This window comes from Arenimonas sp. (assembly GCF_041913985.1).
GTDB lineage: Bacteria > Pseudomonadota > Gammaproteobacteria > Xanthomonadales > Xanthomonadaceae > Arenimonas.
In genome coordinates this window covers 1-16,411 of the sequence record NZ_JAYSEG010000023.1, presented here as the reverse complement: position 1 = coordinate 16,411, position 16,411 = coordinate 1, and the positions used below count along the sequence as shown (strand labels likewise).

At 73.1% G+C, this 16,411-nt stretch carries 12 protein-coding genes; 4 read left to right on the top strand and 8 right to left on the bottom strand.

What is annotated here, in order from left to right; translation table 11 throughout:
- Nucleotides 1-119 precede the first annotated feature (119 nt).
- Together ACE3Q2_RS09200 and ACE3Q2_RS09195 are read right to left on the bottom strand one after the other, a co-directional pair.
- Nucleotides 120-1,427: an amidohydrolase family protein gene (locus ACE3Q2_RS09200; protein WP_374473825.1), complete on the bottom strand. Its 1,308-nt coding sequence runs from the start codon at nt 1,425-1,427 to the stop codon at nt 120-122.
- A gap of 38 nt (nt 1,428-1,465) precedes the next feature.
- A complete protein-coding gene (locus ACE3Q2_RS09195) occupies nt 1,466-3,223 on the bottom strand; it encodes an ABC transporter ATP-binding protein (RefSeq protein ID WP_374473824.1) in 1,758 nt (585 codons plus the stop codon).
- A gap of 57 nt (nt 3,224-3,280) precedes the next feature.
- Between ACE3Q2_RS09195 and ACE3Q2_RS09190 the strand changes: the two genes are divergently transcribed.
- From ACE3Q2_RS09190 to ACE3Q2_RS09180, 3 genes are read left to right on the top strand one after another with little or no spacing between them, the layout of a single operon-like run.
- A complete protein-coding gene (locus ACE3Q2_RS09190; RefSeq protein ID WP_374473823.1) occupies nt 3,281-3,826 on the top strand; it encodes a pseudouridine synthase in 546 nt (181 codons plus the stop codon).
- 34 nt (nt 3,827-3,860) lie between these two features.
- Nucleotides 3,861-4,616 carry a class I SAM-dependent methyltransferase gene (locus ACE3Q2_RS09185; protein ID WP_374473822.1) on the top strand — a complete coding sequence of 252 codons (756 nt, stop codon included), beginning with the start codon at nt 3,861-3,863 and terminating at the stop codon, nt 4,614-4,616.
- Between the two features lie 31 nt (nt 4,617-4,647).
- Complete coding sequence (locus tag ACE3Q2_RS09180) at nt 4,648-6,453, top strand: DUF885 family protein (protein WP_374473821.1); 1,806 nt, start codon at nt 4,648-4,650, stop codon at nt 6,451-6,453.
- A gap of 82 nt (nt 6,454-6,535) precedes the next feature.
- Here the strand turns inward: ACE3Q2_RS09180 and ACE3Q2_RS09175 are convergent, their stop codons facing one another.
- The 6 genes from ACE3Q2_RS09175 to ACE3Q2_RS09150 all read right to left on the bottom strand — a co-directional run bounded on the left by ACE3Q2_RS09175 (nt 6,536) and on the right by ACE3Q2_RS09150 (nt 15,527).
- On the bottom strand, nt 6,536-6,976 hold the full coding sequence (locus ACE3Q2_RS09175) for a hypothetical protein (protein WP_374473820.1): 441 nt from the start codon (nt 6,974-6,976) through the stop codon (nt 6,536-6,538).
- A 101-nt stretch (nt 6,977-7,077) separates the two neighbouring features.
- Nucleotides 7,078-8,583: a YadA-like family protein gene (locus ACE3Q2_RS09170; RefSeq protein WP_374473819.1), complete on the bottom strand. Its 1,506-nt coding sequence runs from the start codon at nt 8,581-8,583 to the stop codon at nt 7,078-7,080.
- Nucleotides 8,584-8,651: 68 nt separating this feature from the next.
- Nucleotides 8,652-11,249 carry a tetratricopeptide repeat protein gene (locus tag ACE3Q2_RS09165; protein ID WP_374473818.1) on the bottom strand — a complete coding sequence of 866 codons (2,598 nt, stop codon included), beginning with the start codon at nt 11,247-11,249 and terminating at the stop codon, nt 8,652-8,654.
- Nucleotides 11,246-11,794 carry an ECF-type sigma factor gene (locus ACE3Q2_RS09160; RefSeq protein WP_231696288.1) on the bottom strand — a complete coding sequence of 183 codons (549 nt, stop codon included), beginning with the start codon at nt 11,792-11,794 and terminating at the stop codon, nt 11,246-11,248. Before ACE3Q2_RS09160 ends, ACE3Q2_RS09165 begins: the two co-directional genes overlap by 4 nt.
- A gap of 73 nt (nt 11,795-11,867) precedes the next feature.
- Nucleotides 11,868-14,399: an ATP-dependent helicase HrpB gene (gene hrpB / locus ACE3Q2_RS09155; protein WP_374473817.1), complete on the bottom strand. Its 2,532-nt coding sequence runs from the start codon at nt 14,397-14,399 to the stop codon at nt 11,868-11,870.
- Between the two features lie 3 nt (nt 14,400-14,402).
- Nucleotides 14,403-15,527 (bottom strand): serine hydrolase domain-containing protein, encoded by a 1,125-nt coding sequence (locus tag ACE3Q2_RS09150; RefSeq protein WP_374473816.1) that lies wholly within the window; start codon nt 15,525-15,527, stop codon nt 14,403-14,405.
- 76 nt (nt 15,528-15,603) lie between these two features.
- Here ACE3Q2_RS09150 and ACE3Q2_RS09145 point away from each other — a divergent pair, with 76 nt between their 5' ends.
- Nucleotides 15,604-16,389, top strand: coding sequence for a TatD family hydrolase (locus tag ACE3Q2_RS09145; RefSeq protein WP_231696285.1), 786 nt, complete (start codon nt 15,604-15,606; stop codon nt 16,387-16,389).
- The last annotated feature ends 22 nt before the right edge of the window (nt 16,390-16,411 follow it).

The following is a 16,411-nucleotide window of genomic DNA, read 5'->3' as shown; positions in this document are numbered from 1 at the left end:
CACCTGCCCGGACCGGGGGGGGGGGGTGGGGGGGGCGCGGGCGTTGGGTGGGGGGGCTTCCGCCCGGCGGATTTGGGCGCCGCGCGGGGGGGCTGAAGCCCCTCCCACTAAGGCGCGCCTCAGCGCGCGTCTTTCTCGACCACGCCGCCCTTGATGACCACCGGGATCGCCTCGAGCAGGCGCACGTCGGCCGTCGGGTCGCCGCTGACCGCCACGAAGTCGGCCCAGCGGCCGGCCTCGGCCACGCCCACGTCGTTGCGGCCCAGGGCCTCGGCCGAATTCACCGTGGCGGCCTGGATCGCCTGCAGCGGCGTCATGCCGTAACGCACCATCCACTGGAACTGGCGGCCGTTGTCGCCGTGGCGGTGCACGCCGGCGTCGGTGCCGTAGACCATGCGCACGCCGGCCTGGTGGGCGCGGCGGAAGTTCTCGCGCTGGATGTCGGCCACCTCGCGGTCCTTGCGCAGGTTGTCCTCGAGCACGCCGTTCTTGCGGCCCTCGGACTGGGTGTATTCGGTGTTGTAGATGTCCATCGACAGCCAGGTGCCGTTCTTCTTCGCCAGTTCGATGCCTTCGGCGTCGATCAGGCTGGCGTGCTCGATGGTGTCCACGCCGGCGCGGATGGCGGCGTTGATGCCGGAGGCGCCGTGCGCGTGCGCGGCCACCTTCAGGCCCCACTGGTGGGCTTCCTCGACCACCGCGCGCATCTCGTCCTCGCGCATCTGCTGCTGGCCGGGCTCGGTGTTGCGCGAGAACACGCCGCCGGTGGCGCAGATCTTGATCACCTGGGCGCCGTGCTTGCGGATCTCGCGCACGCGCTTGCGGGCTTCGTCCGGGCTGTCGGCGTTGTAGGGGCTCTTGGCGTCGAACGAGGGCGGGAAGAAGGTCGAATCGCAGTGGCCGCCGGTGGCGCCGAAGGCGTAGCCGGCCGAGACAATGCGCGGGCCGCGGATCTTGCCTTCCTCCACCGCCTGGCGCAGGCCCACGTCGTTCCAGTTGTCGGCGCCGACGTTGCGCACGGTGGTGAAACCGGCGTCGAGCGTTTCACCGGCGTGCTTCACGGTGAGCATGGACCAGAAGCTGTCGGTGAACTGCAGGTAGTTGTAGCCGCCGTAGCTGGGGTCGGAATCGAGGTGGGTGTGCATGTCGATCAGGCCCGGCAGCAGGCTCATGCCGGCCAGGTCGACGACGCGCTCGCCCGGCGCGGGTTCGCCGCCGGGGGTGATGGCGGCGATGCGGCCGTTCTCGACGCGGATGGCTGGGTTCTCGATCCACTTGCCGGTGCGCACGTCGAGCAGGCGCGCGGCGCGGATGAGCACGTTGCCGTCGCCGGGCGCCGGCGTCACGGCCGCCTGCGGCGCGGAAGCCGCGAACGCGGCGGCAAGGGAAACAGCCAGCAGGGCCGGGGCCAGCGAACGCAGGGTCATGGCAACTCTCTCGGTCGGGTTTCCGCCGAGTGTAGCTTTTATTGTTCGCCGGTTTGGAGGCGCCAGAGGGCGGCGTAGGCGCCGTCGTGGGCCAGCAGTTCGTCGTGGGTGCCGGACTCGACGATGCGGCCGGCGTCGAGCACGTGGATGGCGTTCGCATGGCGCACGGTGCTCAGGCGGTGCGCCACCACCAGGGTGGTGCGGCCGCGCGCGGCGGTGGCGAGCGAATGCTGGATGGCGGCTTCGGTTTCGTTGTCCACGGCCGAGGTGGCTTCGTCGAGCACCAGCACGCGCGGGTCGCGGTAGAGCGCGCGCGCCAGGGCGATGCGCTGGCGCTGGCCGCCGCTGAGGTTGCCGCCGCGCTCGCCCACCGGGCTGTCGTAGCCGGCGGGCAGCGCCGCGATGAAGTCGTGCGCCTCGGCGGCGCGCGCCGCCGCTCCCACCCGCGCGCGGTCGGGCCGGCGTTCGCCGTACGCGATGTTCTCCGCCACCGTGCCGTCGGTGAGGAAGGGCTCCTGCGCCACGTAGCCCACCACGCGGCGCAGCGCCGCCGGGTCAAGCGCGGCCAGGTCGGCGCCGTCGAGCGTGATGCGACCCGCCTTCGGGTCCAGGAAGCGCAGCAGCAGCTTGAGCAGCGTGCTCTTGCCGCCGCCGGTGCCGCCCACCAGGGCCACCGTGCTGCCCGCCGGCACGTGCAGGTTGATGCCCTGCAGGGCCACGCGGCCGTCGTAGTCGTGGCCCACGCCTTCGAAGCGCAGCTCGCCGCGCACGTCCGCGGGCAGCGGGGCGGTGCCACGCGCCGGCACCGGCGTGTCGAGCAGGTCCATCACCCGGGTCACCGAGGCCATGGCGCGCTGGTACAGGTCCACCATGTCGGCCAGGCGCGTCAGCGGCCAGAGCAGGCGCTGCGTGAGGTACACCAGCGCGGAATAGCTGCCCACGCCCAGCTCGCCGCGCAGCGTGAGCACGCCACCGTAGAGCAGCGTGGCTACGAAGCCGGCCAGGATGGCCATGCGGATCACCGGCGTGATGGCCGCCGAGAAGCGGATGGCGTCGGCGTTGCGGCCACGGAAGGCGTCGCTGGCCTGGCGCAGGTGTTCGGCCTCGAAGTCTTCCGCCGTGTAGGCCTGGATGGTGGCCATGCCCGCCAGGTTGTTGTTGAGCCGCGCCGACACCGTGGCCGCGGCCTCGCGCGCGGCGGCATAACGCGGCGCCAGCCGCTTCTGGAACCAGAACGCGCCCACCAGGATGAGCGGGATGGGCAGCATGGCCAGCGCCGCCAGGTCGGCGGTGAGCACGAAGAACACGCCGCCCACCAGCAGCGACGACACCGCCACCTGCACCAGGTCGTTGGCGCCGGTGTTGAGGAAGCGCTCCACCTGGTTCACGTCCTCGTTCATCAGCGCCATCAGCCGGCCGCTGCGCTCGCGCTCGATCACCGACGGCGGCAGCTTCTGCAGGTGCCCGTACGCCGCCTGGCGCAGCGAATGCTGCAGCTCCTGCGCCAGGCCGCGCCACTTCACCGCGTACAGGTATTCGAACAGCGACTCGAGCACCCACACCGCCACCGTCAGCGCCACCAGCAGGTAGAGCTGCTGCAGCGGGTCGGGGATGCCGAAGCCGGCCAGGAAGGAATCCTGCTGGTTCACCACCACGTCCACGGCCACGCCGATCAGCAGCTCGGGCAGCACGTCGAAGACCTTGTTGAGCACGGAATAAACCGTGGCCAGCGCGGCCGTGCGGCGGTGCGGGCGGGCGAAGCCGGCGAGCCGGCGCAGCGGGTGGTCGGGGGCCATGGGCGGTCCGTACGGTGAGGGCCGGCAACAGTGTCCCATGCGGCGTACACTGGCCGGATGCTGATTGCGTTCAATAAACCGTACGGTGTGTTGTGCCAGTTCACCGACAGCGCCGAACCGCCGCGGCCCACGCTGGCGGAATTCGGGCTGCCGCCGGACGTGTACGCCGCCGGCCGGCTCGACCAGGATTCCGAAGGCCTGCTGCTGCTGTCCGACGACGGCCCGCTGATCGCCCGCATCAGCTCGCCGAAGTTCCACTGGCCCAAGACCTACCTGGCCCAGGTGGAGGGCACCGCCACCGACGAACACCTGGCCGCGCTGCGCCAGGGCGTGCAGCTCAAGGACGGCATGACGCGGCCCGCCAAGGCCCAGGTGCTGGTGGGCGCGCCCGACTGGCTGTGGCCGCGCGACCCGCCGGTGCGCTACCGCAAGTCGGTGCCCGAGAGCTGGATCGAGCTCACCATCACCGAGGGGCGCAACCGCCAAGTGCGCCGCATGACCGCCGCCATCGGCCTGCCCACCCTGCGCCTGGTGCGCCTGGCCATCGGCCCGCACCGCCTCGAGGGCCTGCGCCCCGGCCACTGGCGCGAAGAACCCCTCTAGCCATCAGAAACGAAGCACCGACCGGAGGCTCGGCATGGAGTTCCAGGACCATTTCTCGGGGCACGCGGTTGACTACGCCGCCGCGCGGCCGACCTACCCGCGCGAACTGTTCCAGTGGCTGGCCGACCAGTGCCGGCACCACGACCTGGTCTGGGACGTGGGCTGCGGCAACGGCCAGGCCAGCCTGGCGCTGACGCACTGGTTCACCCGCGTGCACGCCAGCGACCCCAGCGCCGAACAGATCGCCGCCGCGCCCGCCGACCCGCGCATCACCTGGCGCGTCGAAGCGGCCGAACACTGCACGCTGCGCAGCGGCACCGTGGACCTGGTCACGGCCGCGCAGTCCTTCCACTGGTTCAACCAGGAACGCTTCTGCCACGAGGCCGCGCGCGTGCTGCGCCCCGGCGGCCTGTGCGCGGTGTGGTGCTACGGCATCTCGCGCGTGAGCCGCGAAGTGGACGAGGTCTACCACGCGCTCTACCACGACACGCTGGGGCCCTACTGGCCGCACGAACGCCGGCACATCGAGGACGGCTACCGCCACCTGGTGTTCCCCTTCGAGGCGCTGGGCGAGATCCCGCGGCTGGAAATGCGCGAGGAGTGGACCCTGGCCCAGTACCTGGCCTACCTGCGCACCTGGTCGGCCAGCCAGGCCTACCTCAAGGCCACCGGCAAGGACCCCGTTTCCCTGCACGAAGCCGCCTTCGCCGAAGCCTGGGGCGACCCGGCCCTCGCCCGCGAAGTGGACTGGCCGCTGTCCATCCGCGCCGGCCGCACGCCCAACGACTGACGTTTCCGTTTCGACACCGATGGAGTCCCGCATGTTCCGACCGACCCTGCTCGCCGCGTCGCTGGCCGTCGCGCTCGCGTCCTTCGCGCCGCACGCCTTCGCCGCCGGCGATGCCAACGGCGCCAGCGCCACCGTCGCGCCCGCCAACGCCGCCGTGCAGCGCCTGCATGCCCTGTTCGAGGCCGACTGGCAGCGCGGGCTGGAAGAAAACCCGCTGATGGCCACCTACCTCGGCGACAAGCGCTACAACGACCGCCTGCCCGACCTCTCGCCCGCCGCGCGCGAGCGCCAGCAGGCCGCCGTGCGCGCCTCGCTGGCCACGCTCGAGGTCATCGACCGCGCCGCGCTTTCGCCCGCCGACCAGCTCAATTACGACATCTACCGCCGCCAGCTCGAAACCGAGATCGCCGGTTTCCGCTTCCACCCCGAGCGCCTGGCCGTGGACCAGCGCGGCGGCGTGCACCTGCTGGCCGTGCAGATGGCGCCGGCGCTGCGCTTCGAATCGGCCAGGGACTACGCCGACTGGACCGCGCGCCTGCGCGCCTACGGCACGCTCGTGGACCAGACCATCGCCCTGCTGCGCGAAGGCATGGCCAGCGGCTGGGTGGCGCCGAAGGCGGTGATGCAGCGCGTGCCGGCGCAGATCGCCGCCCAGCGCGTGGCGGACGCCGCCGAAAGCAGCTTCTACAAACCCTTCCTGGCCATGCCGGAAACCCTGCCCGCCGACGAGCGCGCGCGCCTGCAGGCCGAGGCCCGGGCCGCGGTGAAGGACGTGGTGCTGCCGGCCCTGGCCCGCTTCGAGGCCTTCTTCAACAACGAATACCTGCCCGCCTGCGCCGACTCCGTGGCCACCGGCGACTTGCCCGACGGCAAGGCCTTCTACGACCACCTGGCGCGCCAGTACACCACCACCGACCTCACCGCCGACCAGATCCACGACATCGGCCAGCGCGAAGTGGCGCGCATCCGCGCCGAGATGGAAGAGCTCAAGGCCGAAGTCGGCTTCGAGGGCGACCTGCAGGCCTTCTTCACCCACCTGCGCACCGACCCGAAGTTCTTCCACGCCGACCCGCAGGCGCTGCTGGCCGAATACCGCGCCCTGACCCGGCGCATCGACCCCGAACTGGTGAAGGTGTTCGGCAAGCTGCCGCGCACGCCCTACGGCGTGATCACCATTCCCGCCGAAACCGCGCCCGACACCACCACGGCCTACTACCAGCGCCCGTCCGCCGACGGCCGCCGCGCGGGCTATTACTACGTGAACCTGTACAAGCCCGAGTCGCGCCCGCGCTGGGAAATGATGGCGCTGTCGCTGCACGAGGCGGTGCCCGGCCACCACCTGCAGATCGCGCTGGCGCAGGAAATGCCCGACCAGCCGATGTTCCGCCGCCAGGGCGGCTTCACCGCCTTCATCGAGGGCTGGGGCCTGTACGCCGAGCGCCTGGGCTACGACATGGGCCTGTACGACGACCCCTACGACCGCATGGGCCAGCTGGCCTACGACATGTGGCGCGCGGTGCGCCTGGTGGTGGACACCGGCCTGCACAGCAAGGGCTGGACCCGGCAGCAGGCGATCGACTTCTTCGCCGCCAACGCGCCCAAGGCCGAACTCGACATCGCCAACGAGGTGGACCGCTACATCACCACCCCGGGCCAGGCCCTGGCCTACAAGATCGGCCAGATGAAGCTCAGCGAGCTGCGCGCCCGCGCCGAGGCGAAGCTGGGCGAGCGCTTCGACGTCCGCGCCTTCCACGACGCCCTGCTGGCCGAGGGCGCGCTGCCGCTGGGCGTGCTCGAGCAGCGCATGGACGCCTGGATCGAAGCGCAGCCCCGCTGACCTCGTTTCCCCGCCGTACGGAATGAAAGAAGGGCGCCCCGGTGGGCGCCCTTCTTCTTGGTGCCGGCCAGGAGGACGCGGCTTACTTCGCGGCTTTCTTGGCGGGCGCCTTCCTGGCCGCCGGCTTCCTGGCAGCGGCCGCCTTCTTCGCCGGCGCCTTCTTGGCGGGGGCTTTCTTCACCGCCGCCTTCTTGGCCGGTGCGGTGGCCTTCTTCGCCGCCACCTGGGTGGACTTCTTGGCCGGGGCCTTGGCGGCGGCCTTCTTGCGCTTGTTCACCGCATACACGGCGGCACCCACGGCCGCCACGGCGGCCGCGGCCACGGCGGTGCCGACGGGATGCTTCTTCACGGCCTTCACCGCCGCGGCGCTGCCTTTCTTCACCGCGGCCACGCCCGCGCCGGCGCTGACCAGGGCGCCGGCCTTCTTCGCCAGGTCGGCCTTGTCCCAGGCCTTCTTGGCCGCGGCGCCGGTGTCGCCGATCTTGGCCATGGCGGTCGAAACGATCTTGCTCGTCTTGCTCATGACAGGTCTCCGCAAAGGGAATGGTGGAACGTCGGGGCTTGCGTTCCTAGCCTAAACCCAAAACGGCGCGGATGGTGCGCCGCTCCGCGGGTCCGGCGGGCTCACCAGCCCACGCCGACGCCACCGCCGACGCTGCGTTCGTTGCCGCTCACCGAGGCGCCGAAGGTGACCGTGACGTTGTCGCGCACGGCACGCTGGAAGCCGACCGCCAGGGCCTCGTAGCCGTCCTGGTAACCCACGCCCACGGCGATGCGGTTGCTGCGCTCGATGGCCGCCGCCGCCGCGCTCATCTGCGCCATGGCGCTGTTCATGGCGCCGGTGCGGGAGATGCGCTTGTCGGTCTGGTCGAAGCGGTCCCACAGCTCCACCTGCAGCTGGTCGAAGGCCTGCGTGATGGCGCCAAGGCGCTGGTCGGTGTAGCCGTTGGCGCGGGCCAGGGTGGCGGCGTCGCCCGCGTCGGCATACGACTGCGCGGCGCTGAGCGCCGCCGCGGCGCGGCCTTCGGCATAGGCATTGGCTTGGGTGACGCCGGCCGCCACGCGGGTGTCGGTGTAGTCGTTGGCCTGGGCCACGCCGGCGGCGACCTGCTGGTCGGTGTAGTCGTTCGCCACGCCCACGGCGTTGCCGGCGGCGGCAAGCGCGGTGTTGGCGACGCCCAGCGCCGTGTCGGCCGTGGACTGGGCGTTGTTGGCGGTGGACAGCGCGGTGTCCGCGGTCGCCTGGGCGTGGTTGGCGGCGGAAAGCGCGGTATCGGCCGTGGCCTGCGCGTTCGCCGCGGCGGCGCCGTTGCCGCTGGCGGCCGCGAGCGCGGCGTCGGCCGTGGACTGCGCGTTGTTTGCCGCCGAGAGCGCGGTGTCGGCCGTGGACTGGGCGTTGCTGGCGGCCGTGAGCGCGCTGTCCGCGGTTGACTGGGCGTTGTTGGCCGCGGCCTGCGCGCTGTCCGCCGTGGACTGGGCATTGGCGGCGGCCGCCTGGGCATTGTTGGCGGTGGTGTTCGCCGTGTTGGCCGCCGCCTGGGCGGTGCCCACCGTGGCGGCCACGGCGTTGAGCTGGTTGAGGTTCACCGCGTCGGTGCCCTGGGTGCCCGCGGCCAGGTTGACCAGCTGGCGCTCCATGCCCGCCGAGCCCAGCGACACCGTCCAGCCCCGGTCGGCCACCGCATAGGTGCCCAGCGCCAGCGAGTACGCGGCCTCGGCCCGCGCGGCCCAACCGAAGGCCATGGCGCCCTCGGCGAAGGCCAGCGAATCGTTGCCGATGGCCAGGCTGCGGGTGCCCGTGGCGGTGGCGCTGGTACCGATCGCCAGCGTGCCCTGGCTATGCGCCCAGGCGCCGTCGCCGATCGCGATGGACCCGTCGGCGGCGGCATAGGCGTCGATGCCCAGCGCGATGGCGCCGGCGCCCTGTGCCTCGGCGAAGGGGCCAAGGGCCACGGCGCCCGGACCACCGGCGACGGCGAAGTTGCCGCAGGCGACCGAGTTGTAGGAATTGATGGTCTGGCCGACGGCGTCGACGCAGATGGCCTGGGCCCGGGCCTGCTCCGGCAGGGCGAAGAGGATGGCAAGGCCCAGCAGGGCCAGCGTGCCGGACACGGGTCGGATCGGATTCATGGATTGGCTCCTGGCGTGCCCGCCACCGGGCACTCACCCAGGGAACCGTCAGAACCGGACGCCGGCTATCACGGAGCCGGCGAGGACTCCGGGGCTGGCGCCAGCAGCGCCTGGATGCGTCGGGCGGCCGGGCTCTCCGGCCCGGTCAGGGCCACCTGCGCGGCCAGCGCGCGCTCGCGCGCCCCCCGGGCGGCGTCGGTGTCGCCACGCGCCAGCGCGATCTCGGCCCGCAGCAGTTCGCGGGCGACCCGGGCCGGGTGCGGCTCCGGCAGGTCGTCGAGGTCCAGCACCGCGAGCATCGCCTCGGCTTCGTCCGGCGCACCGCGGCGCAGCCGGAGCTCCGCGCGCAGCAGGCCGGCCCGCAGCGCTTCGCCACCACCGGCCTGCGCCGAGAGCAGCGCGCCGGCTTCGTCCAGCCGGCCGTTGCGCAGCAGCAGGCGCGCCAGGTTGAGCCGGCTGCGCTGCACGGTGGCGTCGGCGGCGGGCAGCGCGGCTTCGCGGATCGCCAGCGACTTCCGGAACAGCGCCTCCGCCGCGACCGGGTCGCCGCGGTCTTCGGCCAGCGAACCGAGGTTGTTGAGCACCACGGCATAACGCGGGCTGTCTTCGCCGGACACCGCGGCCTCTATTTCCAGCGACTCCTGGTAATGGCGCTCGGCGTCGCCCCAGCGGCCCAGGTCGTGCAGCAGGTTGGCCAGTTCGTTGTGCGCGCCGGCCACGGCATTGCTGCGCGGGCCGTAGAGTTCGGCCGCCAGCGCCAGGCTGCGTTCGAACACCGGCCAGGCCTCGTCGCGCCGGCCCGCCAGCAGCAGCGCGCGGGCGATGCCGTCGAGGGCCAGCTGCGCGGTGGGCTGGCCCACCGGGCCCAGGGTTTCGGCCAGGGCCAGCGCTTCGCGGTGGCTGGCTTCGGACGCCGCCGCGTCGCCGCGCAGGCGCTGGGCGCGGCCGAGGTTGTTGAGCGTGGCGACGACCGACGCCCGGCCGGCCTCGCCCTCGGCGCGACGCAGCGCCAGCGCCTCTTCGAGCGCTTCTTCGGCGGCGGGCAGGTCGCCCTTGGCCGTGAGCGCGATGCCCAGGGAATTGAGCGTGTCGGCTTGTTCGGTGGGCGCAGGGGACGGGCCGCGCAGGCGCCGCGCTTCGTTCGCGGCAGCCACCGCTTCGTCGCCGCGGCGGTCGTTGGCCAGCAGGGTGGCCAGCTGGCTCCAGGCCGACGCGGCCTGCGCCGGCTGGTCCAGCGCGGGGGATGCGAAGGCGGTGGCGGCGGCGCGCAGCAGGGCTTCGGATTGTTTCGGCTGCCCCAGGCTGCGATAGGCGCGGCCGAGCACCAGCTGCAGTTCGGCGGCGATGGCGGGGCTGGCGGAGAGTTCGTCGTCGATGCGGCGCGCGCTGGCGTCGAGCACCTCGCGCGCCGACATCTCGCGGCTGCCGGCGGTGCGGCGCGGGTCGGCGGCGTCGAAGGCGCCCACCAGCAGGTCGCTCACCTGGCGCGCGGTGGCGGCGGCGCGCTCGGCGCGGTCGCGTTCTTCGGCCAGGCGCCAGGCGAACACCACGGCCGCCGAAACCATGGCGGCCGCCACCAGGCTGCCGCGCCAGTGCCGGCGCAGCCAGCGGCCGCTTCGATACGCGGCGCCGCCGGCGCGCGCGGCCACGGGCTCGTGCCGCTGCCAGCGTTCCAGGTCGTCCACCAGCGCGTCCACGGTGGGGTAGCGCGCGGCGGCGTCGAGTGCGGTGGCGCGCGCGGCGATGGCGTCGAGGTCGCCGCGAAGGCGGCGGGCCCACGGCACGGCCCCGGCGCGCGCCGACGGCGGCGGCGGCGGCGTGTCCACGTCGGCCGGCGTGCGGCCCAGCGGTGCGTCCGAAAGCAGCTCGGCCGCCATCACGCCCAGGCCGAACACGTCGGCCGCCACGCCGACGCGTTCGCCGCGCAGCTGCTCGGGCGCGGCGTAGGCCGGCGTGCAGTAGCGCAGCCCGTCGTCGCCCTCGGCGGCGCTGGCGCGGGCAATGCCGAAGTCGAGCAGCGACGGATGCCCGCCCTCGCGCACCAGCACGTTGCCGGGCTTGAGGTCGCAGTGCACCACCAGCTGGCGGTGCGCATGCGCCACCGCGCGGCAGATGCGCAGGAACAGCACGATGCGCTCGTCCAGCCCGGGCCGCTGTTCGGCCAGGTAGCGGTCCAGCGGCAGGCCGGCCACGAATTCCATCACCAGATAGGGCTGCCCCGCCGGCGTGGTGCCGCCGTCGTAGAGCCGGGCGATGCCGGGGTGCTGCAGGCTGGCCAGGATCTGTCGTTCGGCGGCGAGCCGTTCGGCCACGGCCGGGTCCGGGCGGCCGCGCAGCAGCTTCACCGCCACCCGTTGGCGGTACAGGCCGTCGGCGCGTTCGGCCACGAACACCGTGCCCATGCCACCGCTGGCCAGGCGCTGCACCAGGCGCCACTGGCCCAGGGCCTCGCCTTCGGTGAGTTCGGTGTCGGGCAGGCTGGCCATGAGCTCGCCCAGCGGCTTGAGCGCGCGGCCCAGCGAATCGGTTTGCGCTGCCAGCAGCGCTTCCACCTCGCGGCGCAGCGCCGGGTCGTCGGTGAGGCCGTGCAGGGCCGGCGCCTGCTGCTCCGCCGGCAGGTCGCAGACCGCTTCGAACAGGCGGCGCGCCGCCTGCAGGGAATTCACGCCAGGGCCTTGTTGAGCCATGCCTTGGCGAAACGCAGGTCGCGGTCGACGGTGGGCACCGACACGCCCAGCACCGCGGCGATCTCGTCGCGTTCCATGCCGCCGAAGTAGGCCATTTCCAGCGCGCGGGCGGCGCGGGGCTCGGCGTCGGCCAGCTGTTCGAGCGCCAGGTGCAGGCCCAGCACTTCGATGCCGGCATCGTTGCCGGCCTGCGCGTCGGCCTGCGAGAGCGTGACGAAGGTGGGCGCGCCGCCGCGTTTTTCCGCGGCGCGGGCGCGGGCGTGGTCCACCAGCACGGCGCGCATCTTCAGCGCGGCGATGGCGAGGAAGTGCGCACGGTCGTTCCAGTCGGCGTCGCGGCCGAGCATGCGCAGCAGCGCCTCGTTCACCACCGCGGTGGGCTGCAGCGTGGCCGAGGGCGCGGCCTGGCGCATGCGCGCCGAGGCCATGTGCCGCAGCGTGTCGTAGACCAGCGGCAGCAGCTGGTCCATGGCGCGGGCGTCGCCGCCCCGCCATTCGCGCAGCAAGACCGTCACTTCCGACATTCGCCGCTCCCCCGGGCCCAGCCCCGCGTCCATGATGCCAACGGCGGCGGCGGCTTGGAACGGTCGCGGCGGCTCAGGTGCCCCGGGGTTTCGCCCGGTGCGTGGCCGTGGCGGTCCAGGGGTCGTCGGGCCAGGGGTGGCGCGGGTAGCGGCCCTTCATTTCCTTCTTCACTTCCGGGTAGGTGTTGGCCCAGAAGCTGCGCAGGTCCTGGGTGACCTGCAGCGGCTTGCCGCCCGGCGAGAGCAGGTGCAGCAGCACCGGTACGCGGCCCTCGGCGATGCGCGGGGTGTCGGCCAGGCCGAACAGCTCCTGCAGCTTCACCGCCAGTACCGGCGGGGCGCCGTGCGCGTACTCGACGCCGCGCTCCATGCCCGAGGGCACGGTGAGGCGGCGCGGTGCCAGCGTGTCGAGCTTCTGCCGCAGCGACCAGTCGAGGCCGGATTTCAGCGCTTCGCCAAGTTCCTCCTCGCCCAGCGCGTCCAGCCGCGCCTTGCCGCGGAAGGCCGGCATGAGCCATGTCTCGCGGGTGGCCAGCAGGGCGTCGTCGGACACGTCGGGCAGGCCGAGTTCGGGCATCCATTCGCGCAGGCAGCGCACGCGTTCGCGCCACTGGCGCAGGCCCTCGGTCCAGGGCAGCGCGTCGAGGCCGAGTTCGCCTACGGCGTCGGTGAGCGCCTGCGCGGCCAGCGCCGGGTCGGGGCGGCCGGCGGGCTTGGATTCGAGCGTGATCTTGTCGAAGCGGCGCTCGCGGCGGCTCACCAGCGCGCGCGCTTCCGGGTCCCAGCGCACCACGTCGCCTTCGAAGAAGCGGGCGGGAAAATCACGCTGCAGCCGCGCTTCGTCCACCGGCGCGCCGCGCTGGATGAGCGAATCGCGCGCCTCGAAGCGCAGTTCGCTGGCCACCAGCCAGGGTTCGCCGAACAGCACGCTGTCGTCGAACAGGCGCGCCATGCGGCCGTTGGCCAGCAGGTAGCGGCGCGGGTCGGTGGGGTGCTGGCGGGCGATGCGGTCGGGGAAGGCGTGCACCAGCACGTCGCCGAGCAGGTGCGCGGGCACGTCCGCGGGCGGCGTGGCCTCGCAGCGCAGCCGGCGGCGCCACTGCTTCGCGGCGGCGTCGATGGCGGCGAGCGCGCCGCGGCTGGCGTTCGCCGGCGCGCGGCCCTGGCGGAAGGCAGCGAGCGCCTGCCAGCGGCTGGCGAGGTCGTCGCGGCGTTCGCGCAGCGGGTCGCGCGCTTCCACCAGCGCGGCCAGGTCGCAGGCCAGCGCGGTTTCCGCCGGCTCGCGCGGCGCCTTGAGCATGGCGGCCAGGCGCGGGTGCGTGCCCAGCGCCAGCAGCTGGCGGCCGAAGGCGGTGATGCGGGCGTCGGCGTCGAGCGCGTCCAGCCGCTGCAGCAGTTCGCGCGCGGCGCCCAGCGCGCCGGCGGGCGGCGCGTCCACGAAGCGCAGCGACGATTCGCCCCAGGCCGCCAGTTCCAGCGCCAGGCCGGCCAGTTCGACCTGGGCGATTTCCGGCGTGCGCATGGGTTCGAGCCGCTGCGACTGCGGCCACAGGCGGTAGGCCCAGCCTTCGGCGACGCGGCCGGCGCGGCCGGCGCGCTGGTCGGCCGAGGCCTGGGAAATGGTCACGGTTTCGAGCCGCGAGAAACCCGAGTTCGGGTCGTAGCGCGGCTCGCGCGCCAGGCCCAGGTCGACCACCACGCGCACGCCCGGCAGCGTGACCGAGCTCTCGGCGACGTTGGTGGCCAGGATGATGCGGCGCCGGCCCTGCGGATCGGGCGCGAGCGCGGCGGATTGGGCTTCCACGGGCAGGTCGCCGTGCAGCGCCAGCACCACCGGCCCTTCAGCAAGCCCCTCTCCGCTCCGCGGAGAGGGGTTGGGGAGAGGTCCCAGCGCCGCCTGCACGTCGGCGATTTCGCGCTGGCCCGGCAGGAACACCAGGACATCGCCCGGGTGCTTTTCCAGCGCCTCGGCGATGCAGCGGCGCAGCTGGGCGGTGGCGGGTTCGTCGCGGCGCGCGGGGAAGTGCGCGATGGTGACCGGGTAGCTGCGGCCGGCGCTGGTGAGCCGCGGCGCGTCGATCAAGCGCGCGAGCTTCTCGCCGTCGAGCGTGGCCGACATGACCACGATGCGCAGGTCGTCGCGCAGCTGCGACTGCAAGTCCAGCGCCAGCGCCAGGCCGAGGTCGCCGGCCAGGTGGCGTTCGTGGAATTCGTCGAACAGGATCGCCGCGACGCCGTCGAGCGTCGGGTCCTCCTGAATCATGCGGGTGAGGATGCCTTCGGTCACCACTTCGATGCGCGTGCGCGAAGACACCTTCGCTTCGAAGCGGATGCGGTAGCCCACCGTGTCGCCCGGCGCCTCGCCCAACTGGCGCGCCATGAAGCCGGCGGCGGCGCGCGCGGCCACGCGCCGCGGTTCGAGCATCAGGATGCGGCCGTCGCCGCGCCAGGGCGCGTCCAGCAGTGCGAGCGGCACCTGGGTGGTCTTGCCCGCGCCGGGCGGCGCCTCGAGCACCAGGCGCGGGTGCGCCGCCAGGCTTTCGAGCAGGCCCGGCAGCAGTTCGGCGATGGGGAAATCAGTACGGACGGCGGCGTTCACCGCCATAGGCTAGTGAGCGCGGCCGGTGGCGTCGAGCCGCACGGGCGCGGCGCGCGGCCCGGGCAAGGCCGGCGGCGACGCGTGCTGCAGTTCGCGCACTGGCTCCAGCGCGTCCAGGCAAGCCCGCTGCAGCGCGTTGATGTCCTCGCGCATGGCACGGCCATTGCCCTGCACCAGCAGCACGCCGTTGCTGCCCTGGCGCCAGTCCACCCAGGGCGTGAAGCCGAAGGCGCCCGGGCTGGAGACGCGGGTGGTGGCGCCGTGTACGTCGCGCGCCTCGACCCACTGGCCCAGGCCGTAGCCCTGGTCCGTGCGCGTGTCGGGGCTGTCGGCGATGGGCAGGCCCAGGGTGCGGTCGCGCGCCATCACCGCCAGCGTCTGCGGCGAGAGGAAAGCCTCGCCGGCCACATCACCCCCCGCCAGCACCATGTCCACCACCCGCGAGTAATCGGCCAGCGTGGAGCGCGCGCCGCCGGCGATGCGCGGGTTGGCGTTGGGCACGTAGCCCTCGCGCAGGGCCGCGGCGGTCCAGTCGGTGCCGGTGAGGCCCAGCGGCGCCACCATTTCAGCCAGGAAGATCGCGTCCCAGCTGCGCCCGGTGGCGCGCTCGGCCATGGCGCCGGCCACCTGCATGGAATTGCCGCCGTAGGCGAACACGTTGCCCGGCGCCCAGGCCAGCGGCTGGGCCAGGATTTCCAGGGCGCACTGCTGCAGCGTCACGCCGCGCGCCGACAGGCAGGCGGCTTCTTCGGTGGCGATGCCGCTGGTGTGTGAAAAGAGCTGGTCGATCGTGATGCCGCGCACCGCGGCCGGGGCCTCGGGGAAGTAGTCGCCCACCGGGTCGTCCCAGCGCAATTCGCCGGCTTCCACCAGGCGCGCCAGCGTAAGCGCCGACAGCCATTTGCTGGCCGAGGCGATGGGCACGCGCGTGGCTTCGCCATGGCTGCCCACGTGGCGCCGGTGAACTTCGCCGGCACCGGTGGCCAGGCGCAGCGAAGCGCCGGGGAGGCCGTGCGCCGCGACCAGCGCGTCGGTGGCCGTGTCGGCGCGCGACAGGTCATGCAGCGGGCGGGCCGGCACGCCGGCGGCGAAGGCCAGCAGGGCGGCGGCGAGCACGAGGGAAGATCGGCGCATGGCCGCCATAACGCCACCGCGACGGCGCGGTTGACGCCGGCCCGGTAAAATCGCCGCCTCAACCGCGGGAATCGGCATGGACCTGATTGATATCGGCGCCAACCTGGGCCACGAAAGCTTCGACCACGACCTCGACGCCGTGCTGGCGCGCGCCCGCGCCGCCGGCGTGAACCGGCTGGTGGTGACCGGCGCCAGCCGCGCCGGTTCGGTGCGCGCGCTGGAACTGGCGAAGGCACACCCCGGCCTGCTCTGGGCCACGGCCGGCATCCATCCGCACCACGCGGTGGAATGCACCGCCGAGGGTATCGCCGAACTGCGCGCGCTGCAGGCCGAACCCGAAGTGGTGGCGGCCGGCGAATGCGGCCTGGACTACCACCGAGACTTCTCGCCCCGCCCGGCCCAGCGCAGCGCCTTCGAGCGCCAGCTCGAGCTGGCGGCGGAAACGCAGCTGCCGCTGTTCCTGCACCAGCGCGACGCGCACGGCGACTTCATGGGCATCCTGAAGGAGTTCGAGGGCAAGCTCGGGCCCGTCGTGGTGCACTGCTTCACCGGCACCCGCGCCGAGTGCTTCGACTACCTCGACCAGGACTGGCACGTGGGCATCACCGGCTGGCTCTGCGACGAACGCCGCGGCCAGCACCTGCGCGAATTCGTGAAGGACATCCCGGCCCACCGGCTGATGGTGGAAACCGACGCGCCTTACCTGCTGCCGCGCACCGTGCGGCCGATGCCCAGCCACCGCCGCAACGAGCCGATGTACCTGGCGCACATCGTCGAAGAGCTGGCGCGCGACCGCGGCGAGGGCGTGGAAACCACCGCCGCCGCGACCACCGCCACCGCCGCCGCCTTCTTCCGCCTATAAAAGAAGGGGGTCAGGTTCACTT

Excerpts from the sequence above, each read along its gene's own strand:
- ACE3Q2_RS09200 (WP_374473825.1), bottom strand. The coding sequence starts at position 1,427 with ATGACCCTGCGTTCGCTGGCCCCGGCCCTGCTGGCTGTTTCCCTTGCC.
- ACE3Q2_RS09195 (WP_374473824.1), bottom strand. The coding sequence starts at position 3,223 with ATGGCCCCCGACCACCCGCTGCGCCGGCTCGCCGGCTTCGCCCGCCCG.
- ACE3Q2_RS09190 (WP_374473823.1), top strand. The coding sequence starts at position 3,281 with ATGCTGATTGCGTTCAATAAACCGTACGGTGTGTTGTGCCAGTTCACC.
- ACE3Q2_RS09185 (WP_374473822.1), top strand. The coding sequence starts at position 3,861 with ATGGAGTTCCAGGACCATTTCTCGGGGCACGCGGTTGACTACGCCGCC.
- ACE3Q2_RS09180 (WP_374473821.1), top strand. The coding sequence starts at position 4,648 with ATGTTCCGACCGACCCTGCTCGCCGCGTCGCTGGCCGTCGCGCTCGCG.
- ACE3Q2_RS09175 (WP_374473820.1), bottom strand. The coding sequence starts at position 6,976 with ATGAGCAAGACGAGCAAGATCGTTTCGACCGCCATGGCCAAGATCGGC.
- ACE3Q2_RS09170 (WP_374473819.1), bottom strand. The coding sequence starts at position 8,583 with ATGAATCCGATCCGACCCGTGTCCGGCACGCTGGCCCTGCTGGGCCTT.
- ACE3Q2_RS09160 (WP_231696288.1), bottom strand. The coding sequence starts at position 11,794 with ATGTCGGAAGTGACGGTCTTGCTGCGCGAATGGCGGGGCGGCGACGCC.
- hrpB (WP_374473817.1), bottom strand. The coding sequence starts at position 14,399 with ATGGCGGTGAACGCCGCCGTCCGTACTGATTTCCCCATCGCCGAACTG.
- ACE3Q2_RS09150 (WP_374473816.1), bottom strand. The coding sequence starts at position 15,527 with ATGCGCCGATCTTCCCTCGTGCTCGCCGCCGCCCTGCTGGCCTTCGCC.
- ACE3Q2_RS09145 (WP_231696285.1), top strand. The coding sequence starts at position 15,604 with ATGGACCTGATTGATATCGGCGCCAACCTGGGCCACGAAAGCTTCGAC.